Here is a 26,503-nt window from a genome sequence, read left to right on the forward strand (position 1 = left end):
AATAAATTAGGCTTCGTTTACCCAGTTTGCACGGTCTTGTTGGTTGTACTGCCATGGTGCACCATTGTTTTCTATATTGGTCATCATGTTGTTTAATTCGGTTGGGGCTGCAGATTGCTCCATAACTAAATAACGGCGCATATCCATAATAATAGACAATGGTGAAATGCTTACCGGACATTCTTCTACACAGGCATTACATGTCGTACAAGCCCAAAGTTCTTCTGGCGAAATATGATCGTTTAATAACGAGCGACCGTCGTCAACAAATTGACCGTTGTTGGCATCTAAAACAGCGCTTACTTCTTCTAATCGATCGCGCGTTGCCATCATTATTTTACGTGGAGATAATTTTTTACCGGTAATATTTGCTGGACATGATGATGTACAACGCCCGCATTCAGTACACGTATATGCACTTAGTAATTGAAACCAATTTAAATCCATTACGTCTGAAGCTCCAAACTTTGCAGGAACTGCATCTGCACCTTCTGCAGGAGCAGCGTACGGATCGGCATTTGGATCCATCATTAATTTCACTTCGTTTGTAACCGATTCTAAATTGTTTAGTTCTCCTTTCGGATTTAAATCGGCAAAATACGTATTTGGAAACGCCAATAAAATATGTAAATGCTTAGAATAATACAGGTAATTCATAAAGGCTAAAATTCCTAAAATATGAATCCACCAACAAGCACGTTCTACCATGTAAACCGATTCGGGGCTCCAACCGTTAAAAATTGGCGCAATAAATTGCGAAACCGGAAAGGCTCCAACAGCAGTAAAATGTGAATAACCTAAAGTTTGTAAATGTAAATCGGCTGCGTTCATGGTTAAAAAAACAACCATTAAAACAGTTTCGATTAATAAAATAATGTTCGCATCTTTTTTTGCCCATCCTTTTAAATCGATACTATTGAATCGTTTTAAATGAATAATGTTTCTTCTGATAAAAAAGATAACAACAGCAACAATTACTAAAAAGGCTAAAATTTCGAATGAGCCAATTAGGTAATTGTAAATGCTACCAACTGCTGATAAAACGCGATGGGTTCCAAACAAGCCGTCAATCAATATTTCTAGTAATTCAATATTAATTACCACGAATCCTACATATACTAAAATATGCAAAATACCGGCAACCGGACGTTTTACCATTTTAGATTGCCCTAAAGCAATTCTTACCATGTTCTGAAAACGTTGTTTCGAATTATCCTTTCGATCAACTTTTTGCCCAAGTTTAATGTTACGAATTAGTTTTTTTACATTTTTAGCAAAGAAACCAAATCCGATAATTAAGACAATGGCGAAAAATATATTGTCTAAATAACTCATCATGTAATTTAAGTAGTTTAAGGTTAGTTTATAGTAATTATTGTTCTACCACTTCAATAGTTTCTGGAACAACATATGGTTTATTTTTTTTACCAAAAACAGAAATATTAATATAACGTGTTGGATTTAAACGAACGTCTTGTAATAATAAATTTAATTCGTTAGATGCTTTGGTAAGGTTATCATACATTTCAGGATCTTTAAATATTTTACCCACCGTACCGTTACCTTGCTCAATATCAGCCAACAATCCGTTAACTTTAGTTAAGGTTGATTGTAACTCGTTTACTAATTTATCTAGTTCTGCTTTTTCTAGGTCAGATGCAATATTAGCAAAACTTTTGGTAGTTTGGTCTAAATTGGTAACTGCTGAACTTAATTTAGATTTGTTCTCAACAAGTAACTGATCTACATTTTTAGAAATAGATGTAAAGTTATGCATGGTTGTATTTAAAGATGCAATTGTACCTTTTAATTCTTGCTGTGTTTTAGCATCTAAAATGGTATTAACGCTAGATAAAGTTGTATTTAAACTGCTTAACACCGAATCAACCTTTGCTTGTAAAGGCGATAACAAACTGCCTATATTATCTGTTAAACCTAATTTTACAGTTCCTTCTAAATACGCACCATCTTGTGCATATTCGGTACTATTAAAATCTAAATTTAACGCAATTGCTTTTGCACCAATTAAACTTGGTTCGTAAATGCTTGCTGTAGTATTTGTAGGAATATCTACATCGGTAGTCATTAAAATTTCAACCAATAATTTACCAGATTTAGGTTCTAAAGTAATTGTATTTACTTTACCTACATGCAACCCGTTGATTGTAACAGCAGCCGATGGTGCCAAACCTTCTACATTATCATAAACCACGTAATAGGTATGTGACGTATTAAAAAGGTTACGCCCTTTTAAAAAGCTGTATCCCCAAATAAAAAGTAATACAGATCCGATTACTAAAATGGCTGCTTTTATTTCTCTAGTTAATTTCAAAATATCTATTTTTAATTATTTATCACAAAAGTATAAAATTATTGTTTTTAGAAGTTACTTTAAAGCTTCAGAAACGCTAACTTTTTTTCCGTCTTTGTAGGCAACAACAAATGCTGAGTCGTAACCTTTTGCTTGTGCTTGTTTAAGTAATTCTTTTGCAGCATCATAGCTTGATGTGCTACCGTAGTAATATCGGTATAAATTTCCGGCACTTTCTATAGAAATTGGACTTAAACCTTTAAAATTTTGAGCTTTTAGTTCTAATTTTTTTCCACTTGCAGATATTTGAACTTTAAATTCTACATTATTTATAGCCTTAGAATCGCTCACATTTGTAGCTATTGTAGTACTTGGTGCCGTATCAGCAATTAATAAATTATCTCCACCATAATATTCTTTTTTATAGCTGATAATTGAATTGGCGATTTGCTGTGCTAATTTACGTTGTCCGGCAGCCGAATCTAAATATTTTGCTTCGTTTTTATTGGTTAAAAAACCTAATTCGATTAAAACGCGTGGCATATAAATATCTCGCAAAACTAAGAAACCAGCTTGTTTTACACCTCGGCTGTAACGGTTGGCACCTTCAAAGTTTTTTTCTAACGCTGCTGCTAATTCAATACTTTGAATTAAATTATCTTCCTGTAAAATTGATGTACCAATAACCGATTCGGGCGATTTTGGATCGTACCCATCATATTTAATTTTATAATCACTTTCTAAAGTAATAACCTCATTTTCTCGGCGTGCAACCTCTAAATTGGATGCGTTTTTTGTTACCCCCATTACAAAGGTTTCTGTACCATGCGCCGCCGGTGCTTTTGCTGCCGAGTTACAGTGAATCGAAACAAATACGTTTGCATGCGCTGCATTAGCAATTTTAGGGCGGTTAGCAAGCTCAATAAACACATCGGTTTTACGGGTATAAACCACCTCTATATCTTTTTCTTTTTCTAACATTTCGCCAACTAATAAAGTTGTAGCCAAAACCACATCTTTTTCTTTTACTCCATTTGCAATAGCTCCTGGATCTTTACCACCGTGACCGGCATCAAGTACAACTTTAAATTTTCCATTTTGCGCTGTAACACAAATTGGTACAAAAAACAAGACAATTAATAAAGTAAGTATGTAATTTTTTTTCATATTATTTTAAATCCTAATAAGATTATAATTTTAATAAATGCTTAAATTTCACAAAAAATATATGTAGTTTTGAACCTTTGAATTTAAGCAACATTCTACAAAAATAGTATATAAAGACTTGCGTACAAATATATTTCATATCGTTTTCATATTTTCCTGCGTTTTAGGAACATTTACACCGGCTTTAGCACAAGACGGAAAAGCAAAAAACATTCAGTTAAACGCTGAAAAACAAAACAATATCACCCAAAAACCACTACCTAAGGTTCCTCAGGATTCTATACCTGTAACAGATACAATTCCTGTTAAAAAAAATGCTCCTTTAGATGCCATTGTTAAAAAATCGGCTAAAGATTACGAAAAGGTAAACCTTAAAAAAAGTGAGCTAACCCTGTACAACGAGGCGCATTTAATTTACAAAGATATCGATTTAACAGCCGGAATTATTGTTTTTAACTTTGATAAAGACGAAGTTTATGCCGGTCGCATTAAGGATTCTTTAGGAAATTATACTCAAAGGCCTGTTTTTAAACAAGGACAAAATATTGTAGAACCCGATTCAATCCGCTTTAATACTAAAACAAAAAAAGCATTGGTTTGGAATTCTAGAACCACGCAACAAGATTTTAAAATTAAAGCTGAAGTATCAAAACGTGTTAATGATTCGGTTTATTACATGCAAAAAGCACGTTTAACAACTTCTGAAGATATTGATAATCCGGAATATTACTTTAATATTCAAAAAGTAAAATTTGTACCCGGCGAAAAAGTTGTTGCTGGTGTTACCAATATGGTAATTGCCGATGTACCTACTCCATTAGGTTTGCCTTTTGGCTATTTTCCGATTACTAGCAATGCGGTTTCCGGTTTCATTATTCCGTCATTTGGAGATACCAACAACCGTGGATATTTTATTCAGAACGGGGGGTATTATTTTGCAATTAATGACCATGTTGATTTAACTGTTTTAGGTGATTATTATACAAACGGAAGTTGGGCTACGCGTTTTGAATCGTCTTACGGAAAACGTTATCGATATAACGGACGTGTAAACATTCGTTTTGAAAATATTATTTTAGGTGAGCGTGGGTTTCCTGATTATTCTAAAACAAGAAACTACAACATTCAGTGGTCGCACGCACAAGATCAGAAGGCAAATCCGTATTCTAAATTTTCGGCTTCTGTAAATATGGGTAGTAGCCAATATTTTAGAAACTCATTAAACATGGCTAACATTGGTGCCAGCTTAAACAACACCTTAAGCTCATCTATTAACTACAACAAACGTTTTACTACTGTTCCAGAAGTTAATTTAAGCATCACAGCAACCCATTCGCAAAACACCAACACCAAACGTATTGATATGACCTTACCAACGGTTCAGGCCAGCGTAGACCGTATTTATCCGTTTGCTAAACGTGACGAATCTAAACGTGGTATTATAAAAAACATCAACTTACAATATAATTTTAACGCTCAAAACAAATATACAACTAGCGATTCGTTGTTTTTCTCACCAACCATGTTTAAAGATCAGGGAAAAACCGGCTTTTCACATAATATTCCTTTAAGCACAAACTTTAAAATTTTCAAACATTTTTCGGTTAGTGCCTCAGCAAATTACAACGAGGTTTGGCAATTAAACACCATTCGCAAATATTACGACAGCCAAAGTAACAAGGTAGTTGACGAGAATATAAATGGTTTTGAAGCATACAGAACCTACAACTTAAACACCTCGATCGGAACAACATTTTACGGAACATTTAACTTTGGTAAAGAAAAGCGAATTCAAGCCATTCGTCATACGGTTCGCCCTTCTATTTCTTATATGTACACACCAAGTTTTGAGCAATATTATGATACATATGCGTTAGATGCTTCGGGAACAAATTATGGAGATTATACCAAGTTTCAGGGTGGTTTATACGGAGTTCCATCATTAAACCAGGCCAGCAATGTAGGGATTAATATAGGAAACTCATTTGAAGCAAAAGTACGTGACGACGAAAAAGGCGAATCTAAAAAAGTAATGCTTTTAAATTCATTAAACATTCAAACCACGTATAATTTAGCTGCCGATTCGTTAAAATTGGCTCCTTTACGAATTGTTGGTGGTACCGCCTTGTTTAACAACAAATTAAACGTAAACTTTGGTACAACTTTAGATCCGTATGCAATTGATAACGCAGGACGAAGAATTGACAAATGGAACATTGATAACGGCGGAAGCTTGTTTAGAATGACATCAGCCAACTTAACGTTGGGTTATTCGCTTTCTAGCCGCGATTTAAAAGCCGACGGAAAAGAAAATTTAGAAAATTTAAACGCTGCAAACGGTGGTAGACCAGATGATTTATTTGGCCGTGCTATTGATATGGCAGATCAACGTAAAAGTTTATTTAACAAACAAAGTGAAGAAAATACGAGCGAATTATATAACTTAGATATTCCTTGGGATATTCAGTTTGCTTATTCCCTAACCTACGCTAATACCAATCGTGAAAGCCGAATTGTAACCAATTCATTAATGGTAAACGGTAACCTAGATATTACACCACGCTGGAAAGTTGGTGCATCTACCGGATACGATTTTGCCAATAAAGGAGTTACTTTTACGCAATTGCGATTTGAAAGAGATTTATTATCTTGGCGTATGAGTTTTAACTGGGTACCTATTGGATTTAATTCGAGCTGGGGCTTTTTTATCGGAATCAAATCCGGAGCTTTAAGTGATATTAAATGGGATAAACGCAGTTTACCAGAACAACGATTAAGATAAACTAAAACAACTATGAAAAAAATAATTTATACAGACAAAGCACCTGCTCCAATTGGGCCATACAGCCAAGGCGTTGTAAACGGTAATATTTTATATACATCAGGTCAGATTGGTTTTGATGTAGCTAAAAACGATTTGGTTTTAGATACCATAGAAAACGAAACGCGTACCGTGCTAAACAACGTAAAAGCTATTGTTACAGCTGCAGGTTTTACTTTAGAAGACGTGGTTAAAGCAACCATTTTTATCTCTAACATGGACGATTTTGCACGCATAAATGCGGTATATGCAGATTTTTTTAACGAAGCTACTGCCCCAGCACGCGAATGTGTACAAGTTGCAAAACTACCTAGAAACGTGAATGTAGAAATTTCTGTATTCGCTATAAAAAATTAAACAACAACATATAAATACATAATTAATATGATTATTAAGCCAAGAACCAGAGGTTTTATTTGCCTTACTTCTCATCCAGAAGGAACTGCTCAAAACATAAAAAATCAAATAGAATACGTTAAATCAAAAGGTAAAATTGCTAACGGACCTAAAAAAGTACTTGTAATTGGTGCTTCAACTGGATTCGGAATTGCATCTCGCATTTCTGCAGCTTTTGGTTCTGATGCCGCAACTATTGGGGTGTTTTTTGAAAAACCAGCAGCAGAAGGCAAACCAGGAACTGCAGGTTGGTACAACACAGCAGCTTTTGAACAAGAAGCTCATGCAGCAGGTTTATATGCAAAATCAATTAACGGTGATGCGTTTTCTGACGAAATAAAACAACAAACTATTGATTTAATTAAAAAAGATTTAGGTCAAGTAGATTTAGTAGTTTATTCATTAGCATCTCCACGTCGTACGCATCCAAAAACAGGAGTTGCTTACGCATCGGTTTTAAAACCAATTGGCGAAACTTTTACAAACAAAACGGTTGATTTTCATACCGGAGTAGTTTCTGACATTTCAATTAATCCAATCGAAAACGATGAAGATATTACCAATACAATTGCCGTTATGGGTGGTGAAGACTGGAAGTTTTGGATTGAAGATTTAAAAGCAGCTGGTGTATTAGCAGACGGCGTTAAAACTGTTGCTTACTCGTACATTGGCCCTAAATTAACTTTCCCAATTTACAGAAACGGTACTATTGGTCAAGCTAAAAACGATTTAGAAGCTACCGTACCGGTATTAAACAATTTGTTAGCAGATATTAACGGAGTTTCGTACGTATCAGTAAACAAAGCTTTAGTAACGCAATCAAGTTCTGCAATTCCGGTAGTTCCGTTATATATTTCATTATTATTTAAAGTAATGAAACAAAAAGGAATTCATGAAGGAACTATTGAACAAATGCAACGTTTATTTGCTGAAAGATTATACACCAATGAACCTATTTTATTAGATGCTGAAGGACGTATTCGTGTTGACGATTTAGAAATGCGCGAAGATGTACAAGAAGAAGTTGCCAAACTTTGGGAACAAGTTACTACAGAAAATATTGAAGAAATTTCTGATATTGAAGGATACAGAAATGACTTTTTTAACCTATTTGGTTTTAACTTTGATGCGATTGATTACGATGCAGAAACCAATGAAGTTGTTCAGGTAAGCAGTATTTCTGAATAATTAAAATTAGATAAATAAAAAGCGTGAAAGTTAACTTTCACGCTTTTTATTTTATATCAACCGTATTAAAAATTATTTTAAAATGTTTAATCCAACATAATGCGTTGGTCTAAAAAAGTATAAGGCTCGTCAAAATCATCTTGCGTATCAATAAACTGAATGGTATTAGGGCTTAAAACAACAAAAGCATAACATTCGTAATGAGTTGCTTTTTCTTTTAATTCATAAAATAATCGGTCAGTAACCCACCATTCTCCCTGCTCTTCTAAAGTTTCAACTCCTCCATTAGCATATTGGGTTGTAAATTGTATTTTAAACACTCCGTTTTCATATCTATTTAGTATCCAACTATTTACTTCGCCAACAAAATAACTCCCGTTATCTGTTCCTTTCCACATTCCTACAAAACGAGAATCAATTTCTTTCAAATTTAAGATTTTATTATAGAAAGCAAATGTAATAAAATTGCCTACGTAGTTCATCGATAAAAAGTAATCTTTCATCACATTTTAATAAGTTAAAATAATATTAAAAAAAAAAAACACGTTAATCATTAATTAACAAACAAAAAGTTACCATGAAAAAAATATTTTTTTTTATTTTTAGTATTATAACCCTAAATTCTTTTGCACAAGTTGGTATAAATACGCACACCCCTAAAGCGAGTTTAGAAATTGCTTTTGATGCCGATAGTTCTGTTCCTAGTGGTGTTCTTGTACCGAGAATGACCGTTGCTGAATTAGAAGCTACTACTGTTACTTTAACAGCAGATCATCACGGAACATTAATTTTTATAACTGATGGGGAATCGGGAACAAAAGATGAAACGAGAGAAATTAAAGGTTCAGGTTTTTATCATTATCACTCAACTTTTAAAAAATGGATTCTAAATGACACTGAACCTTGGATGTCTAAAGAAACAAATTCAGCAGCAAGACTAAACTCTGAAAGCATTTATCAGCTAGGGTCTGTTGGCGTAGGGCACTCCCAAATAGATAATTCGGCACAATTAGACATTTCCGCTTCAAACAAAGGTTTATTAATTCCTAGACTTACAACACAACAGCGTAATACCCTGTCTGAAACTGCCGCAAATGGTTTGATGATATTTAATACTACCACCAATTGTTTAAACTATTGGGAAGGTAATCTTAAACAATGGTTAAGTTTATGTGGTACATACGACCCTGCGGAGTTTAATCTTTTAGATTGTACTTCACCCACTGGTCCTTCCGAGAAGTTATTGCAAGGTCAAGGTTTAGTTAGTACATCAGATACTTATACTGTTAAAATAAATGTTACTCAAATTGGCACATATACTATTTTAATTTATACTGCAAATGGCTATTCGTACTCTAAAACAGGTGTATTTACTCAAACTGGTTCGCACACTATAGTTTTAGAAGGACAAGGAACTCCTGCTAAGCCTGGAAACGATGAAGTTAAGCTTCGTTTTAACGGAATTGAAATTACACCAAATTGTACATTACCTACTGTAGAGGTATCACCGGCAAGTACAACTTTTGATATCGTTTGTACCACAACCCCTACATTAGGCCCTGGCGAATATAAAAACGCAATATCAATGACAGGCAGTAATTATGTTGAGTTTGACCTAGCTTCTGTTACGACACCAGGTAGCATAATTATAACAAGTAATAATCAAAATGGCATAAGCTTTTCATCTAATGCAATTACTATTTCTACGGGTGATACAAAAATACGTCTATATGCTCAAGGGACACCTACAAACATAGGTACGTTTACTTACAATATACAGTTACCTGGAACCTCAGTAACTGCTTGTTCCTTCCAAATCAAATTTGAAAACTCAACAGGTACATTTGAAAACCCAGCAACTTCATGTTTAGAAATTCTTAATAACGACTCTTCTACTAAAGATGGTTATTTCTGGGTTCAAGTAGGCGGTTCTGCTAAATATAAAACATATTGCGACATGAGTAATGGTGGCTGGACATTAATTAGTTCTCAATCTGAAAAAACATTAATCTCTTCACCTTATAGAAATTACCAACATACTTTAACTTTATTTGCTGAGATAAATGCGGTTAAAGATAAGACTACTCCTTTTAACGAATATAACTTTAGATTACCTAAAAATGCAATTGATGGAATTAACAAAACTCCTAGTCTTGCAAATCCGATGAAACTAAGGTATAGTATAAAACAAAATGGGCACACCGGTACAACAGTAACTGATATTGAAAATAGTACTGTTGCTCCTAAAGATGATATATGGAGTAATCAGAACTACTATGAAATTGATTTACATGAAAGAAATCCGTTTAACACTTATCATACAGGAAACATTCATGATCATTCATTAAAAGGAAAGTTGTTTAATTTACCTTTTGAAAAGTTGAATTCAAGCAATACACCAAGAACTCAGTTCGACGGGAATGTAAGAGGAAATTCATATGGTTTTTATTCTGATTTTTTTACTGGTTTTTACGGAGATCCTGGTTGGGCGGGTCCTGGTACAAAGAATTATACATATACTTATCCTGCACCAAATGCAGACAAAACCTTTGGCTTTAATGCAAATCAAATTAATGATATTTTTGGCTTATACCCTGGTGAAACTCAAATAAACCATCACATTGGCACATGTAGTCCTGTTGGTGACGATTTTGGTGGTCCTGCTACTTGTAGTGTTGGAGCTTACTGGACTGGTCATAGACCACATAATTTTAACAACAATGAAGGAAGAATTTTACAAGTTTGGTTTAAATAACATAAGTACATTATTTTTAAATATTTATCTATTTAATTTACTATGTTTTATTCCGTAACTAAAATAGATTAATAAACCTATTAAAAGCCAAACCCCAAAATAAATCCAGTTCCATAAAGACAACTCAGCCATCATATAAAAACAGCAAACCAATCCTAATAACGGAATTAAGGATAAATTTTTTCTGTAAGCCCAAACTACCAAGCCAACTAATGAAACAAGAAAAATCCACATCGGAATTTTATGCTGAAATAAAGCCCAGCCAGTTTCCCATTTTTGTGCTTCTGTAATAGGTAATTCAGAAACTACTTGTTTGTACAAATTAAAATCGTGTGCTTTTATTGTTGCTAATTCTTGCTCTACATCGGTAGAATGATAAAAATTATTCGCTAACAAATAAGCTGCAACTTTATCGTGCTGATTACCGGTAAAAGAAGTTACAATACCTGCTGGCGTATTAATTTCTGGCTGATTGGTTAAAAAGTTGTGTGTAGCTTGTTTATTTACTGTAAAACACAAAATTAAGCCTAAAACAAGTGCTGCTGGAGCAATGTATTTAGAATTAATGTAAGGTGTTCTAAATTTACCACGCGGAATATCTTTACGGTCTTGTAAAACCAAAACACCGGCGCAAACTAAAACAAAAGCAAATAAGGTTCCTATACTACATAAGTCAGTTACGGTAGTTAAATTTAAAAATAAAGCAGGTACAGCAACTACAAATCCGGTTACTATGGTTGCGAAAGATGGAGTTTTAAAACGTGGATGTATTTTTGCAAACTTTTTTGGCAACAAACCATCGCGGCTCATGCTCATCCAAATACGAGGTTGTCCCATCTGAAAAACCAATAAAACACTAGCCATGGCAACTACGGCACTAACAGCAATAATTCCGGATAACCATTTTAAGTTTAATGTATCAAAAACATAAGCCAACGGATCGCCTACTGCTAATTCCGAATAATTTACCATTCCGGTTAAAACAAGGGCAATAACAATATATAAAATGGTACAGATAATGATAGACCACATCATGCCTCGAGGTAAATCACGTTGTGGATCTTTACATTCTTCTGCCGTGGTAGAAATGGCATCAAAACCAATATAAGCAAAAAACACGGCCGAAACGCCTTTTAAAACTCCATTAGCACCATTGGGAGCAAATGGATTCCAGTTTTCTACATCAATATAAAATACCCCCACAGCAATTACCAACAATATAACGGCTAACTTAACCACAACCATGGCATTAGATGCGTTTCTAGATTCTTCTATTCCGCGGTAAACCAACCAAGTAATTAAAATAATAATTAACAATGCCGGAATATCTGCCACAAAATGAAAATCGCCCAATAATGGTGCTGTTTGCCATGCCATGTATGCATCTTGAATGTTTTGTGGCAAATTCTCGAACGTTTTACCAGCATTCATTAATGCAACAGCATCTGTAAATCCGGTCGATGCTGTAATATAATCGGTTTGCATCCACATCGGAATTTCAATTCCACCTGTAGCCAATAAAGTAGTAAAATAATCACTCCAAGAAATGGCAAGCGTAATATTTCCTACTGCGTATTCCATTATCAAAGCCCAGCCTATAACCCAAGCCATTAATTCACCAAAAGCAACATAGCTGTATGTATAAGCACTACCCGAAACCGGCACCATAGATGCAAATTCGGCATAAGCAAAGGCAGCAAAACCACAGGCTAGTCCAGTAAAAATAAACAAGAATATTACCGCTGGCCCTCCGTCAGCACTGGCTGTACCAATGGTAGAAAACACCCCCGCCTCCTACTATAGCAGCAATACCAAACGAGATTAAATCTCGTAACCTTAAATGTTTACCTAAAGCGTTGTCTGAAGTTTTAACTTGTTCGAGAATATTTGCTACTGTTTTTTTTCTAATTAATGCGCTCCAGTTCATTTATTTCGTTTGTATTTATACTTTTATTAAGTGAAAAATGATTCAAAATTTATTATATTGCAAATATAAAGCAATTATTACTTTGGTTTTTAATTTATGCATACTATAAGCAAAATCTATTTAAAGATAAAAAATTATAATTAAAGTTTTAAAAATGTCTTGAACCAAGGCTGTATATTTGCAGTATAAATATTAATAATCTAAATAAATTATATTAATTATGTCATTAGTAGGTAAAAAATTCCCAAACATTACAGTTGATGCTATCTCAGAAATGGGTGACAACTTAAGATTAAACATCTTTGAAGAAGCTACAAAGAATAACAAAAAAGTTTTATTATTCTGGTACCCAAAAGATTTTACTTTTGTTTGTCCAACAGAATTACACGCTTTTCAAGAAGCTTTACCAGAATTTGAAAAAAGAAATACAATTGTTATTGGTGCATCATGTGATACAAACGAAGTGCACTTTGCTTGGTTAAACACACCAAAAGATAACGGTGGTATTGAAGGTGTAACTTACCCAATTTTAGCAGATACAACTCGTAACTTATCTAGCGTTTTAGGTATTTTAGATGTTGAAGGAACTGAATACAACGAAGAATTAGACACAGTACTAATCAGCGGTTCTAACGTAACTTACAGAGCTACTTACTTAGTTGATGAAACAGGAAAAATTTTCCACGAAGCAGTAAACGATATGCCATTAGGTCGTAACGTAAACGAATTCATCCGTTTAATTGATGCGTACACACACGTACAAAAATTCGGTGAAGTTTGTCCTGCAAACTGGGAAGAAGGAAAAGAAGCAATGACTGCTGACAGAAATTCTACTGCTGAATACTTAGCAAAACACTAAGATTCAAAAAGTTTAGTCCAAATTCTCGATTCAAGTACATCTTGAATTTGGACTTTTTTTAACCTTTAATTTATTTTTATTATGTTACTAGAATTAGATCAAGATACATTACAAGACGTGGTTTCGTCTAACAAAAAAGTTGCTGTTCAATTTTCTGCATCATGGTGCGGAAACTGCAGAATTATGAAACCAAAATTTAAAAAATTAGCTACAGAAAAAGAAGATATTACTTTTGTTATTGTTGATGCAGAAAAATTTCCTGAATCAAGAAAATTAGCAAACGTTACAAACTTACCTACTTTCGCTACATTTGTTGACGGAAAATTGGTTAACGAAACACAAACAAATAAGGCTGAAGTTTTAACTGAATTAATTAATGAAATTTAATTAAACCATGAAACTACCTATTATTAAACAGTTAACTCAATTTATTGAGGATAACGATCAGGATTACGTAAACGAAGCAATTGAGGTATTAGAATCTATTTGTGAAGTTTCATCTTTAAAAGATGAAGAATTAGATGTTATTGCCGAATTAATTTCGAATATGTACGGCGCTATTGAAGTGGATAAAATGATAAAAGATGGTACTCCTAAAAAAGAAGCGTTAAATGCATTTATGCAACGCGTTTTAGGATCTATTGACAAATAAAATTTACTTACCTACATTGCATATTTCCCCGCAAAATTTAAACTAATTTTGCGGGGTTATTGTTTATAATTAATTTGTATTTATACCCATTTAATAAATTATAATCGTTATTTTTGGTAATAAAAACTTATATATTATGGCTACAATTACTTTAAAAGGAAATGCTTTAGAAACAGTTGGTAACTTACCAGCAGTTAACACTCAAGCTCCAAAATTCGAATTAGTTGCAACAGATTTATCTACAAAAACCTTACAAGATTTTGCTGGTAAAAATGTAGTTTTAAACATATTTCCGTCTGTAGATACCGCTGTTTGTGCAATGTCAGTAAGAGAATTTAATAAAAAAGCTTCAACTTTACCAAATACTGTAGTTTTATGTATTTCTAAAGATTTACCATTTGCATTGGCTCGTTTTTGTGGTGCAGAAGGTTTAGATCAGGTAGTTTCTTTATCTGACTTTAGATCGGATTTTGGTAAAACCTATGGCGTAACTATGCAAACAGGTCCATTGGCAGGTTTATTATCTCGTTCAATTGTTGTTATCAATCCTAAAGGAGAAGTTGTTTATACAGAACAAGTTCCAGAAATTACCCAAGAACCAAATTACGAAAAAGCAATCGAAAATATTAAATAGTAGTACTCTTGAAACAATTCATTATTGGCCGCATTAAAAGTGTAAAATACGCTGCAAAAGGAATGTTTATTTTAGCAACCAACGAGCACAGCGTAATTTCTCAGCTAACAGCTGGTATTTTAGTAACCATAGCTGGCTTTTATTACGATCTTTCGGCTACAGAATGGGCAATGCAATGCTTATGCATTGGCCTTATTGTTACAGCAGAAGGATTAAACACGGCAATTGAAGCGATTTGTGATTACCTACAACCTAATTTTGATCCAAAAATTGGTTTTATAAAAGATATTGCTGCAGGAGCTGTTGCTTTTGCAGCATTTTTCGCTCTCATTGTTGCCCTTATTATTTATTATCCAAAAATATTTTAATTCCGATAGATAATGTCTGAAAAATCAGCTAAAAAAAAGGTTGAAAAAACAACAAATAAAAATACGGCTAACGCACCTTCTAATAAAATGAGCTTTTTCGGGCTCTTTTTGTTATTATTCGCCTTAGCATTACTTATTTCATTTGTTTCTTATTTTTTACACGGACAAGAAGATCAAAGCACATTAACTGCCTTTTCCGACAGATCGCAATTACCTAAAAATGCTTTAGGTAAATTGGGTGCTCATTTAGCCGAATTTTTTATTTTTAAAGGTTTTGGTATTGCCGCCTTTCTTATCATCAGAATTCTTTTTTCACTTGGGGTTCAGCCGTTTCGTTCAGAAGCTAAAAAGAAAACACGCAATCAAATAAAGAAAATGGTTTTCTGGAACCTGTATTTAATGATTACCTTATCGTTTATTTTTAGTTTTTTTAACACTAAAAATGGCGTTTTAGGCGGAATGATTGGTTTTGAAATTAACAGCTTTTTTACCGACTATATTGGTAAAGTTGGTACCTTTTTATTATTTGTTTTACTACTAAGTTTTTATTTTATTTTTAGATTGAATATTTCTGTGCAAACCATTCAAGCGTTTGGAAACAAATGGTCAACGTATTTTAATGCGAAGCTTCAAAAACAAACCAATCCTGAAACCGAAGCAGAAAAACCAATAGTAAATGTTGAAGAAACCGAACCACAACCACAAATTACTAACCCAACGCCTACCCCAATCGTTTCTGAAACAATTGCTGAAAAACCGATTACTAAACCGGTGGTAGAAAATATTTCTATTCCTAAAACCAATGCAACCGATCCGGATATTGAGGTTATTGTAAATAAGGAAGAAGCTTTAAACGAATCTGAAATTACCGCCAAACAATTGGTTACCGATTTTGGCGAATTTGACCCAACTTTAGAACTTTCTAACTTTAGGCTACCCAGCTCAGAACTTTTAAACGAACATGCCAATAGCGACGTAGTTATTGACAAATCTGAATTAGAAGAAAATAAAAATCGAATTGTAGAAACCTTACGTAACTACAAAATCGAAATTACCAATATAAAAGTTACCGTTGGACCAACCGTTACGTTGTACGAAATTGTTCCCGAAGCGGGCGTACGAATTTCTAAAATTAAAAATTTGGAAGACGATATTGCCCTTTCTTTATCTGCCTTAGGTATTCGTATTATTGCTCCTATTCCAGGTAAAGGAACCGTGGGAATCGAGGTTCCAAACAATAAACCATCGGTTGTTTCTATGAAATCGGCAATTCAATCGCCTAAATTTCAATCCGCAGCAATGGAACTTCCAATTGCATTGGGCCGAAACATTCAGAACGAAACGTATGTTTTTGACTTAGCTAAAATGCCGCACTTACTAATGGCCGGAGCAACCGGACAAGGTAAATCGGTAGGTTTAAATGCCATTCTAACATCTTTATTGTATAAAAAGCACCCAGCCGAAGTAAAATTTGTATTGGTTGACCCTAAAAAAGTTGAGCTTACTTTATTTAACAAAATTGAAAGGCATTATTTAGCCAAATTACCTAATACCGAAGATGCCATTATTACAGACAACACCAAGGTAATTCATACCTTAAATTCGTTATGTATCGAAATGGACAACCGTTATTCTTTATTAAAAGATGCAATGGTTAGAAATATTAAAGAATATAACGAAAAATTTAAGCAACGCAAACTTAACCCAGAACAAGGACATCGTTTTTTACCTTATATTGTTTTAGTGGTGGATGAGTTTGCCGATTTGATAATGACAGCAGGTAAAGAAGTAGAAACGCCAATTGCGCGTTTGGCTCAACTTGCTCGTGCTATTGGTATTCACTTAATTATTGCTACGCAACGTCCTTCTGTAAACGTAATTACGGGTATTATTAAAGCCAACTTCCCGGCTCGAATTGCCTTTCGTGTAACATCAAAAATTGACTCACGAACCATTTTAGATGGTCCAGGTGCAGACCAATTGGTTGGCCGAGGAGATTTACTTTTTACGCAAGGTAATGATATGGTACGCGTACAATGTGCTTTTGTTGATACGCCCGAGGTAGAACGCATTTGCGAATACATTGGTTCGCAAAAAGCATATCCGGACGCTTATTTGTTACCTGAATATGTAGGTGAAGACGGAGATGGCACAAAACTTGATATAGATATTTCAGACCGAGATGTATTGTTTAGAGAAGCTGCCGAAATTATTGTTACAGCACAACAAGGTTCTGCATCGCTTTTACAACGTAAACTTAAATTAGGTTACAACCGCGCTGGCCGATTAATTGATCAGCTAGAAGCTGCTGGTATTGTTGGCCCTTTTGAGGGTAGTAAAGCACGCTCGGTTAATATTACAGATTTAGTTTCGCTAGATCAGTTTTTTGAAAATGAAAAAAAATAAATACCATGAAAAAACTTTTTACAATTCTTACTATATTTTTTATTTCGGTAAACGTGAGCGTTGCTCAGGATGCTAAAAAATTATTAGACGAGGTTACAAACAAAGTAAAAACCTACAAAAACGTTCAAATAGATTTTAGATTAACCATTCAGAATTTAAACAAAGAAATTAATCAAGAATCTAAAGGAAACGTAACCATTGAGGGCGATAAATACGCGCTTAACATGATGGGAATTACAAAGCTTTTTGATGGTAAAAAAATATATGTAATTGATCCGGAAGAAGAAGAAGTTACCATTTCATCGCCAAGCGGACAAGATGCTGATTTTACCCCTGCTAAAATGCTTACGTTTTTTAATTCTGGTTTTAAATATACATGGGATATAACGCAAAATGTAAAAGGCAGATCAATTCAGTACGTAAAATTAACGCCTACAAACGCGAAAGATTACCGAAAAGAAGTTTTAATTGGAATTGATAATCAGACCAAAAACATTTACAATTTGATTGAAGTTGGAAAAGATGGTACAAAAACAACAATTATTGTAAATTCTTTTAAAACAAATCAACCCATTTCAAAAAATGAGTTTACCTTTGATGCTTCAAAGTACGCAAATTATTACATTAACAAATTAGATTAAAAGAGTGAAAATTCTTGATCGTTATATTTTAACTTCATTTTTACAAACATTGGCAACAGTGTTTGTAATTTTGTTTTTTATATTCATCTTACAGGGCATTTGGTTGTTTATTGCTGACTTGGCAGGTAAAGATTTAGACCTATGGATTATTATAAAATTCTTATTGCTGTATTCGCCTAGAATGATTCCGTTGGTTTTACCTTTATCGGTATTATTAGCTAGCATTATGACCTTTGGATCGTTCGCAGAAAATTATGAATTTGCTGCCATGAAATCGTCTGGAATTTCTTTAAAACGTACCATGCAGCCGTTAAGCCTTTTTATCTTTATTTTGGCTTTTATTTCCTTCTGGTTTGCCAATAATATCATTCCAAAATCGGAATTCGAATTTATTAAGTTGCGTCGCGAAATTGTACAAACCAAACCAGCAATGGCTATTGCTGAAGGGCAATTTAATCAGATTGGAAATACAAATATTAAGGTTGAAAAAAATCTGGCGAAAACGGTGAAAAACTTGAAAACGTTACCATTCACATAAAAAACCAAAACGGCACTGGCAACAAAGCTTTTATTAAGGCCAAAAACGGGTTATTAACCAGTACTAACACCAACACATTAAGTTTAGATTTATTTGATGGCTATTATTATGAAGATGTTTTAAATATCAGAAAACCGAATAATCCGAATCAGCCGTTTGTTAAATCATCTTTCGAAAAAAACAGAATTAATATTGATATTTCTAAACTTAACGAAAGTAATGCGAATGATGAGAACGTAAGTTCGAACACCATGCTAAACATTACCGAATTAAATTATACTATTGATTCGTTAAACGTAAAGTTTACTAAAGAAATTAATTCGTATTCCGAAACAGCAACCATTCCGTTGCAAGTAAAATTGATTTCATACGCAAAAGATTCAACTAAAATAAAATCTTTTCAGAACATTGATGAAGTGCTGAATCATTTTACACCCGATGATCAAAACCGCGTAATGAATTTAGCCGTTAGCGTTTTTGAAAACAACATTTCTAACATAAGCCTTAAAAAACTTTACTTAGACGAACAACAAAAAAACATAAACAGCCATTGGATTATTTTAAATGAAAAATTTGTAATCGCTGCTTCGTGTATTTTAATGTTTTTTATTGGCGCGCCCTTAGGTGCTATTATTCGTAAAGGCGGAATTGGTTTACCAATTGTTTTTGCCATATTAATTTTTATTACCTACCATTTTATAAACACATTTGGTAAAAAAGTTGCCCAAGAAGACGGAATGAACCCCATGTTAGGTGCTTGGTTAGCAACTTTAGTATTAGTACCTTTGGCTATATTTTTAACCTATCGCGCCACAAACGACATGAATGTTACTATTAACTTAGATTGGCTGATAGATCCGATAAAAAAACTTTTTTCAAAAAAGAAAAAACAAACAACATAACAACAATGCATTCAGAAAAAATAAAATTAAATACGATTGAAGAAGCTATCGAAGATATTCGTCAAGGTAAAATCATCATTGTAGTTGATGACGAAGACCGTGAAAACGAAGGCGATTTTTTAGCTGCTGCAGATAAAGTAACGCCAGAAATGATTAATTTCATGGCTACACACGGGCGCGGATTAATTTGTACACCGCTTACCGAAAAAAGATGTAAAGAATTAGGTTTACCTTTAATGGTTTCTAAAAATACTGTTTTACATCATACCGCTTTTACCGTATCGGTAGATTTGATTGGGAACGGATGTACAACCGGAATTTCGGCTCAAGACCGCTCTAAAACTGTTGAAGCTTTAGTAAACCCAGATACAAAACCTGAAGATTTAGGAAGACCAGGACATATATTTCCATTAATTGCTCGTGAAGGTGGAGTTTTACGTCGTACCGGACATACCGAAGCTGCTATTGATTTTGCGCGTTTAGCTGGATTTAGGCCAGCGGGCGTTATTTGCGAAATTATGAATGAAGATGGTACTATGGCGCGTTTACCGCAATTGGTAGAAGTTGCTAAAAAATTCAATTTAAAATTAGTTTCTATTGAAGATTTAGTAGCTTACCGCATGAAGCATGACAGCTTAATTCAAAAAAAGTTGATTTTGATTTAAACACACGTTTTGGCGTATATCGTTTAAAAGCTTACCAACAAGTAACCAACAAACAAGTACATATTGCTTTAACAAAAGGAACTTGGAATGCTGGCGAAGCTATTTTAACCCGAATTAATTCGTCACAAGTTAATAACGACATTTTACAATCTATTACAGATAATTCGTCAGACGAAAAATTAGATCAAATTTTTGAAGCTATAAATAAAGAAGAAAAAGGTGCTGTTATTTTTGTTAATCAAGATATTGCAACTACCGATTTGCTTGACCGTTTAGAAACTTTAAAAAACTTACAAGCAGAAAACACAAACGCTATTGTAGCAGCGCCAAAAGTACAATTAGATAGCAAAGACTTTGGTATTGGTGCTCAAATTTTACACGATTTAAATATTTCTAAAATAAAATTACTTACCAACTCAGAACAACAAAAACGCGTGGGAATGATTGGTTATGGTTTAGAGATAACAGATTATATTAAATTTTAATAAAAAGGCTTTACAAATTGTAAAGCCTTTTTATTTATAGGAAGGTTTAAAAATAATTAAAGCAACGTTGTTTTGTTATTAAGTTGATAGAAAATAAATATTTAGTTTCTATTTAAGAACACGACGAATAAGTCTTACATAAGACAGAAAAATTACTTTTAGGAGCTAAACAAACACAACGAGAAGTAAATAATAACTAAAATTTTAAGCAACGTCTTTTTAATACACAATAAAAAGCAAGTTAAACGTTAGTTATTAATTAACTACAAAATTAATAGCATGAAAAAGATTATTTTAATCTTAGCTTTTCTGTCTTTTAATCAAACCAAAGCACAGGTAGGTATCAATACTATTGTTCCAAAAGCAACGCTAGAAGTTGCATCAACAGATCCAGACGGAACTTTAACTACGCCAGATGGTTTGCTTGTACCACGTATTTCTAGATTAAGAGCTCAAAGCATGAATAATATTGAAGAATCAACTTTAGTATTTATTCATGATATAAACTCTGGTTCGTTATCAGGAAAAACCATTAATGTAACAGAAAAAGGATTTTATTTCTTTGATACCACATTAAACGTTTGGATAAGAATCAAAGATGCGTTAACAAATATTACAGTAAATAACGGAATAACAAATACAGATGGAGTAATATCCTTAGGTGGAGCATTAAATCAATCTACAATCATTTCTACAACCTCTGCGCATAAATTATCAATTGAAGGAAATCATCAAAACTTATTTTCTGTTGATGGACAAACCTTAAGCGTAGATGGTAACTTAAACAATGTTGGAATAAGAACCAATGCCCCAACCGAAGCTTTACATGTTGTTGGAAAAGCAAAAATTACTGATGTACCTAATAGCGAATCAACGCAAGATTATCAAGTTGTTGTTGATGAAGACGGAATACTAAAAAAGAACGTAAAACAAACTTTAGGTGTATTTAGGGCGTATTTAAGCCAAAATTTTAATGCTGGATCAACTGAAGGAGTTGTTCATCAAGTTAACAACTTTACTGTTATTGATAACCCAAACAACGATTTCAATACTACATCAAATTTTTTTACCGCACCATTAGCTGGATTGTATAAAGTTACTTTCACAGCAACCATTACAATCCCAAGTACAGTAAATACTTCAAATATTGTAATAGGTATTGCAGACTACTCAACTAAAAAATGGATTACTCGATTTGGAATTAACAAAGGTTCCATTCTACCAAATACTAATAGCTCCGGAGGGATGCATAGTTTTGTTGGTCTTATAGTTTTAAATAAAGGGCAAAGATGTTATTTTGGAACTTCAACTGAGGTTAGAATTATAGCCAACCCTACCGGAAGTTCAGGAAGTGGAATTGGAACCTATTTTGAGCTAGAATTAATAAAAACCCTTTAATCTTTTTTAAAAAACATACTAAAACCTCAAAAATTTAAGTTAACTTATTTGTTACAAATAAGTTAACTTTTTTTATATGGTACCATTAAACGCAAAAACGTTGTTTTACAATTTACCTATTGATGCAACTTTGGTTTACTATCAAACGCAATTTGATAACATTACGGGCATAAAAGAAAACAAAACAAGTACTACAACCTTTCATTTGTTTTCTATTTCCGATTCTGATGTAATTGAAAAAGCACTTGCAGATAAAATTTCTTGTAAAGAAGTTAGCACAACCAATCAAAAGGAAGAAAAAAAAGACAACTTACCTCCTATTTCTATTTCAAAACTTCCAAATATTTTTGAAACAAAGCCCGAAAATACAAAAATTGCGGAGGAAAAAACCGATGTGATTTTTGATGAATCCTCAAAAAACAAATTCAAATTTTTAAATAATTATGCGTTAGATAAAAAAAATGTTAATATATTTCAAAATAAAAAACATAAACTACCGTTTAATACTAATATTTCAGATGCAAAAACAAAAACTGCTACTATGTTTACAAATCATATTAAAAAAAGGCACGAAGAACGTGATGTTGTAATTTCAAATGAAATTGCAGAGCAAGCCCAACAAATTCGCGAAACTTTTAACCAATACGAATCTTTTTTTAATTCCGGATCTTTTGATGCCATTAAGCATTTTAAACCCGTTGATTTTGATCGCAGTATTTTAGAAACCGAAGTAAATACAATTTCAGATAGCAGTTTTGATGCCATTAGTAAAATAAACAACTTTTTTTCGCAATCTAAATCAACAAATAAATCGTTAAATTCTGAAACAATTTCAACCATTCAGAATTCAAAAATCACGGTTGACGAAAGACATTTATTATGTCGTTTAAATTTAGATGAGAAAGAAGAAAACAAAACCTTTTACTTAAAATTTGATACGCATCATAATAAATTAAAAGAATGTGCTGAAGAAAATGAAGATAATATTTTTGCAATAAGAAAAGTTGCAAATGATGCCTTTGAATTTGAAATGTTAGAGAACAAAATGGATCATAACTTTTATTATCTAAAAAAAGATTTGTTTTTAGAACTTTGCGAGGTATTAAACACCCAACACGAATCACACAACAAGATAAAAACTATTCGAAAAGGCGAACTTGCTAAAAACCAAGATAAATGGGTAGTTACAAGTAAAGCAAAAACCATGTACCAGTAAAATTAAAACTATATATTTTATTAAAAGCCAGGATTTAAATTCTGGCTTTTAATTATAAAAAAAATCCAAGAATATTTCTTGGATTTTTTTTATTCGTTATGTAAAAAAGCTTGTCTTGCTAATAAGGTTTCTTCAGATTCTACGTGATTATCGTCAGGAACGCAACAATCTACAGGGCAAACAGCAGCACATTGTGGTTCTTCATGAAAACCTTTACATTCTGTACATTTACCCGGAACAATATAATAATAATCGTCAGAAATTGGTGTCTGAGCCGCGTTTGCATCAATAGCAGTACCATCAGGTAAAACAACATTTCCTGTTAAAGCAGTTCCGTCTTTATATCTCCAGTCATCAGCACCTTCATAAATTGCAGTGTTTGGACATTCTGGTTCACAAGCTCCACAGTTAATACATTCATCGGTTATAATGATTGCCATAGCATTTTTATTTATAAATTTGTACAAATTTACAATCAAATCAATTCATACACAAATTTAACACCATGATAAAAATCAATAACATTAAAACTTTTGTAGAATTAGGTCATTTTTTGAGCCAATTTGACAAAAATGGTAACAAAAAGAAGGAAGATGTTTTGTTTAATGACGAATTTTACGATGCTTTTATTGAGCTTATTTATGGTGCGCAATCTTTAAACGGCTGGTTTACACCAGAACAAGTTTATTTTGCTATTCAATCATGGGCCGAAGCACTTACAGAAACAAATTTAAATACGTGGGTAAATGCTTATGCTGATACAGAAAATAAACCAAGCAAAACTATCGGATTAATCTTAGCTGGTAATATTCCGCTTGTTGGTTTTCACGATTTTTTATCGGTTTTAATTACTGGTAACAAAGCTTTGGTTAAACTTTCTAGCAACGATCAAAATTTACTACCTTTTCTTGCCTCGTATTTAATTAAAATAAACCCAGATTTAACTAATCAAATCACTTTTGTAAAAGGCAAATTAGAAGGTTTTGATGCCGTAATTGCTACGGGTAGTAATAATACATCACGCTATTTTGATTTTTATTTTAGCAACGTACCAAACATTATTCGTAAAAACAGAAATTCAGTAGCTATTTTAACCGGAAACGAATCTTTAGAACAACTTACCGCTTTAGGCCAAGATATTTTTACCTATTTCGGATTGGGCTGCCGTAACGTTTCTAAACTTTTTGTACCTGAAAATTACGATTTTAAATTATTCTTTGAGGCCATGTATGCCTATAAAGATGTTATTTATTACGAAAAATACGCCAACAATTACGATTACAACAAAGCGGTATATTTAATGAGCCTGTTTTCTATTTTAGATAATGAATTTATGACATTAAAAGAAGATGCAGGTTACGCCTCACCTATTTCATCAGTTTTTTACGAACGTTATACCGATTTAGAAGCTGTTTTAAATAAAATTGAAACGGATAACCAGCAAATTCAGTGCGTTGTGTCTAATTCTATTAAAAAAGGACATGTTGCATTTGGCGAAACTCAACATCCAAAATTGTGGGATTATGCAGATAATGTAGATACTATTCAATTTTTGTTAAAATTATAATTAAATAATTATTAAATAATTATTAAATAATTATTAAATAATTATTAAATTATTAGTTACTAATTGTTTTTAATTTCTCAATTTTGTAGTTAACACAACTATTTAATTTACAATGGAATTAGAATTTAAAAACAACGAAAGTCCTGTTTTAAAAGATGGGATAAAAAACTATTTGATTGATATTGACGGTACTATTACCGACGATGTACCGAACGAACAACCCGAACGTATGGAAACGTGCTTGCCTTTTCCAGATGCATTAGCTACGTTAAACAAATGGTTTGACCAAGGTCATCAAATTTGTTTTTTTACTTCGCGCACCGAAGCACATCGTGAAGTAACCGAAAATTGGTTAAAAAAACACGGGTTTAAATACCACAGCTTATTAATGGGTAAACCACGTGGTGGTAATTACCACTGGATTGACAACCACATTGTTCGTGCGACGCGTTACGAAGGTAAATTTACCGATTTGGTAGAAAGCGATGCAAAAATTGAAGTTTTTAAAAAATAACATAACCATTAATAAATGAAAATACATAATTTTAGTGCTGGTCCTTGTATTTTACCACAAGAAGTATTTACAAAAACAGCCGAAGCCGTTTTAAATTTTAACAATTCAGGTTTATCAATATTAGAAATATCACACCGTAGCAAAGATTTTGTTGCTGTAATGGAAGAAGCTCGTGATTTAGCCTTAGAACTTTTAAACTTAAAAGGCAAAGGTTATCAAGCTTTATTTTTACAAGGTGGCGCAAGCATGGAATTTTTAAGAATTCCGTACAACTTTTTAAAACAAAACGGTAAAGCAGCGTATTTAGATACCGGAACTTGGGCTAATAACGCAATTAAAGAAGCTAAAGCTTTTGGCGAAACTTTGGTTATTGCTTCATCTAAAGAAGCAAATTACTCGTTTATCCCCAAAGATTATAGCATTCCAACTGATGTAGATTATTTTCATTGCACCAGTAACAATACCATTTACGGAACTCAAATCAAAGAATTTAAATCAAGTTCGGTTCCTTTAATTTGTGATATGAGCTCAGATATTTTTTCTAGAACTTTAGATTTTTCTAAATTTGATGTTATTTATGCAGGTGCACAAAAAAACATGGGCCCAGCTGGTGTAACTTTAGTAGTAATTAAAGAAGAATTATTAGGTAAAACTAACCGAGCAATTCCAAATATTTTAAACTACCAGGTGCACATTGCAAAAGAAAGCATGTATAATACGCCAGCAGTTTCGGCAATTTACACATCTTTATTAACTTTGCAGTGGTTAAAAAAACTTGGCGGCGTACAAGCAATCGAAAGTAAAAATCAGGCAAAAGCCGATTTATTATATCAAGAAATTGATCGCAATCCATTGTTTAAAGGAACAGCAGCTGTTGAAGACCGATCGAATATGAACGCAACGTTTTTATTACAAAACGATGCCGCACATAAAGAACAATTTGATGCCTTATGGAAAGCTGCCGGAATTTCTGGCATAAATGGTCACCGTTCGGTTGGTGGTTACCGCGCATCCATGTACAACGCCTTACCTATCGAATCGGTTCAGGTTTTAGTTGACGTAATGAAAGAATTAGAAAAAAAGCTTAAATAAA

General features: G+C 33.1%; 23 protein-coding genes and 2 pseudogenes. 19 read left to right on the forward strand and 6 right to left on the reverse strand.

All coding sequences use genetic code 11. From position 1 onward, the window contains the following. Positions 1-6: 6 nt before the first annotated feature. Genes K5I29_RS04830 through K5I29_RS04840 form a run of 3 tightly spaced genes read right to left on the reverse strand, consistent with a single transcriptional unit; the run spans position 7 to position 3,478 of the window. The gene (locus K5I29_RS04830) at positions 7-1,335 is read right to left on the reverse strand and encodes a (Fe-S)-binding protein (protein WP_264435162.1); all 1,329 of its coding nucleotides are present in this window, start codon (positions 1,333-1,335) and stop codon (positions 7-9) included. Between the two features lie 37 nt (positions 1,336-1,372). After that, complete coding sequence (locus K5I29_RS04835) at positions 1,373-2,332, reverse strand: MlaD family protein (protein ID WP_264434729.1); 960 nt, start codon at positions 2,330-2,332, stop codon at positions 1,373-1,375. Between the two features lie 54 nt (positions 2,333-2,386). Beyond that, positions 2,387-3,478: an N-acetylmuramoyl-L-alanine amidase gene (locus tag K5I29_RS04840; protein ID WP_264434730.1), complete on the reverse strand. Its 1,092-nt coding sequence runs from the start codon at positions 3,476-3,478 to the stop codon at positions 2,387-2,389. A gap of 118 nt (positions 3,479-3,596) precedes the next feature. Between K5I29_RS04840 and K5I29_RS04845 the strand changes: the two genes are divergently transcribed. From K5I29_RS04845 to fabV, 3 genes are read left to right on the forward strand one after another with little or no spacing between them, the layout of a single operon-like run. Then, positions 3,597-6,260: a putative LPS assembly protein LptD gene (locus tag K5I29_RS04845; protein ID WP_264434731.1), complete on the forward strand. Its 2,664-nt coding sequence runs from the start codon at positions 3,597-3,599 to the stop codon at positions 6,258-6,260. A gap of 12 nt (positions 6,261-6,272) precedes the next feature. Then, complete coding sequence (locus K5I29_RS04850; protein ID WP_264434732.1) at positions 6,273-6,656, forward strand: Rid family detoxifying hydrolase; 384 nt, start codon at positions 6,273-6,275, stop codon at positions 6,654-6,656. A gap of 27 nt (positions 6,657-6,683) precedes the next feature. Further along, the gene (fabV, locus tag K5I29_RS04855; RefSeq protein WP_264434733.1) at positions 6,684-7,883 is read left to right on the forward strand and encodes an enoyl-ACP reductase FabV; all 1,200 of its coding nucleotides are present in this window, start codon (positions 6,684-6,686) and stop codon (positions 7,881-7,883) included. 86 nt (positions 7,884-7,969) lie between these two features. Here fabV and K5I29_RS04860 read toward each other — a convergent pair whose 3' ends face one another. After that, positions 7,970-8,311, reverse strand: coding sequence for a hypothetical protein (locus tag K5I29_RS04860; RefSeq protein ID WP_264434734.1), 342 nt, complete (start codon positions 8,309-8,311; stop codon positions 7,970-7,972). Between the two features lie 149 nt (positions 8,312-8,460). Between K5I29_RS04860 and K5I29_RS04865 the strand changes: the two genes are divergently transcribed. Continuing rightward, a complete protein-coding gene (locus K5I29_RS04865) occupies positions 8,461-10,638 on the forward strand; it encodes a fibrinogen-like YCDxxxxGGGW domain-containing protein (protein WP_264434735.1) in 2,178 nt (725 codons plus the stop codon). Between the two features lie 24 nt (positions 10,639-10,662). Here K5I29_RS04865 and K5I29_RS04870 read toward each other — a convergent pair. After that, positions 10,663-12,565, reverse strand: a pseudogene (locus K5I29_RS04870) (amino acid permease). A 220-nt stretch (positions 12,566-12,785) separates the two neighbouring features. Between K5I29_RS04870 and K5I29_RS04875 the strand changes: the two are divergent. From K5I29_RS04875 to K5I29_RS04925, 12 genes and pseudogenes are all read left to right on the forward strand, one after another. Beyond that, on the forward strand, positions 12,786-13,424 hold the full coding sequence (locus K5I29_RS04875; RefSeq protein ID WP_264434737.1) for a peroxiredoxin: 639 nt from the start codon (positions 12,786-12,788) through the stop codon (positions 13,422-13,424). Between the two features lie 81 nt (positions 13,425-13,505). Further along, a complete protein-coding gene (locus tag K5I29_RS04880) occupies positions 13,506-13,811 on the forward strand; it encodes a thioredoxin family protein (RefSeq protein ID WP_264434739.1) in 306 nt (101 codons plus the stop codon). Positions 13,812-13,818: 7 nt separating this feature from the next. Next, on the forward strand, positions 13,819-14,076 hold the full coding sequence (locus K5I29_RS04885) for a DUF6952 family protein (RefSeq protein ID WP_264434740.1): 258 nt from the start codon (positions 13,819-13,821) through the stop codon (positions 14,074-14,076). A 136-nt stretch (positions 14,077-14,212) separates the two neighbouring features. After that, entirely contained in the window at positions 14,213-14,710 is a 498-nt protein-coding gene (gene tpx / locus K5I29_RS04890; protein WP_264434741.1) for a thiol peroxidase, read from the forward strand. Positions 14,711-14,718: 8 nt separating this feature from the next. Further along, positions 14,719-15,078, forward strand: a complete 360-nt coding sequence (locus K5I29_RS04895; RefSeq protein ID WP_264434742.1) for a diacylglycerol kinase family protein — start codon at positions 14,719-14,721, stop codon at positions 15,076-15,078. Positions 15,079-15,090: 12 nt separating this feature from the next. Beyond that, positions 15,091-17,484: an FtsK/SpoIIIE family DNA translocase gene (locus K5I29_RS04900; protein ID WP_264434743.1), complete on the forward strand. Its 2,394-nt coding sequence runs from the start codon at positions 15,091-15,093 to the stop codon at positions 17,482-17,484. 5 nt (positions 17,485-17,489) lie between these two features. Further along, on the forward strand, positions 17,490-18,125 hold the full coding sequence (locus K5I29_RS04905) for a LolA family protein (protein WP_264434744.1): 636 nt from the start codon (positions 17,490-17,492) through the stop codon (positions 18,123-18,125). A gap of 4 nt (positions 18,126-18,129) precedes the next feature. Then, a complete protein-coding gene (locus K5I29_RS13420) occupies positions 18,130-18,663 on the forward strand; it encodes an LptF/LptG family permease (protein ID WP_317134300.1) in 534 nt (177 codons plus the stop codon). Then, on the forward strand, positions 18,660-19,565 hold the full coding sequence (locus K5I29_RS13425; RefSeq protein ID WP_317134309.1) for an LptF/LptG family permease: 906 nt from the start codon (positions 18,660-18,662) through the stop codon (positions 19,563-19,565). The genes K5I29_RS13420 and K5I29_RS13425 overlap by 4 nt, the downstream gene beginning before the upstream one ends. A gap of 5 nt (positions 19,566-19,570) precedes the next feature. Then, positions 19,571-20,715 (forward strand): annotated as a pseudogene (gene ribB / locus K5I29_RS04915) (3,4-dihydroxy-2-butanone-4-phosphate synthase). Positions 20,716-20,994: 279 nt separating this feature from the next. After that, complete coding sequence (locus K5I29_RS04920) at positions 20,995-22,113, forward strand: hypothetical protein (protein ID WP_264434745.1); 1,119 nt, start codon at positions 20,995-20,997, stop codon at positions 22,111-22,113. A 76-nt stretch (positions 22,114-22,189) separates the two neighbouring features. Continuing rightward, entirely contained in the window at positions 22,190-23,329 is a 1,140-nt protein-coding gene (locus K5I29_RS04925) for a hypothetical protein (RefSeq protein WP_264434746.1), read from the forward strand. Between the two features lie 89 nt (positions 23,330-23,418). Here K5I29_RS04925 and K5I29_RS04930 read toward each other — a convergent pair whose 3' ends face one another. Continuing rightward, complete coding sequence (locus K5I29_RS04930; protein WP_264434747.1) at positions 23,419-23,769, reverse strand: 4Fe-4S dicluster domain-containing protein; 351 nt, start codon at positions 23,767-23,769, stop codon at positions 23,419-23,421. 65 nt (positions 23,770-23,834) lie between these two features. Here K5I29_RS04930 and K5I29_RS04935 point away from each other — a divergent pair, with 65 nt between their 5' ends. From K5I29_RS04935 to serC, 3 genes are all read left to right on the forward strand, one after another. Next, entirely contained in the window at positions 23,835-24,896 is a 1,062-nt protein-coding gene (locus tag K5I29_RS04935) for an acyl-CoA reductase (protein WP_264434748.1), read from the forward strand. 112 nt (positions 24,897-25,008) lie between these two features. Further along, positions 25,009-25,410: an LNS2 domain-containing protein gene (locus K5I29_RS04940; RefSeq protein WP_264434749.1), complete on the forward strand. Its 402-nt coding sequence runs from the start codon at positions 25,009-25,011 to the stop codon at positions 25,408-25,410. A 15-nt stretch (positions 25,411-25,425) separates the two neighbouring features. Continuing rightward, positions 25,426-26,502, forward strand: coding sequence for a 3-phosphoserine/phosphohydroxythreonine transaminase (gene serC / locus K5I29_RS04945; RefSeq protein ID WP_264434750.1), 1,077 nt, complete (start codon positions 25,426-25,428; stop codon positions 26,500-26,502). Position 26,503: the final 1 nt, after the last annotated feature.

Origin of the sequence: Flavobacterium agricola (assembly GCF_025919725.1) — a bacterium.
GTDB lineage: Bacteria > Bacteroidota > Bacteroidia > Flavobacteriales > Flavobacteriaceae > Flavobacterium > Flavobacterium agricola.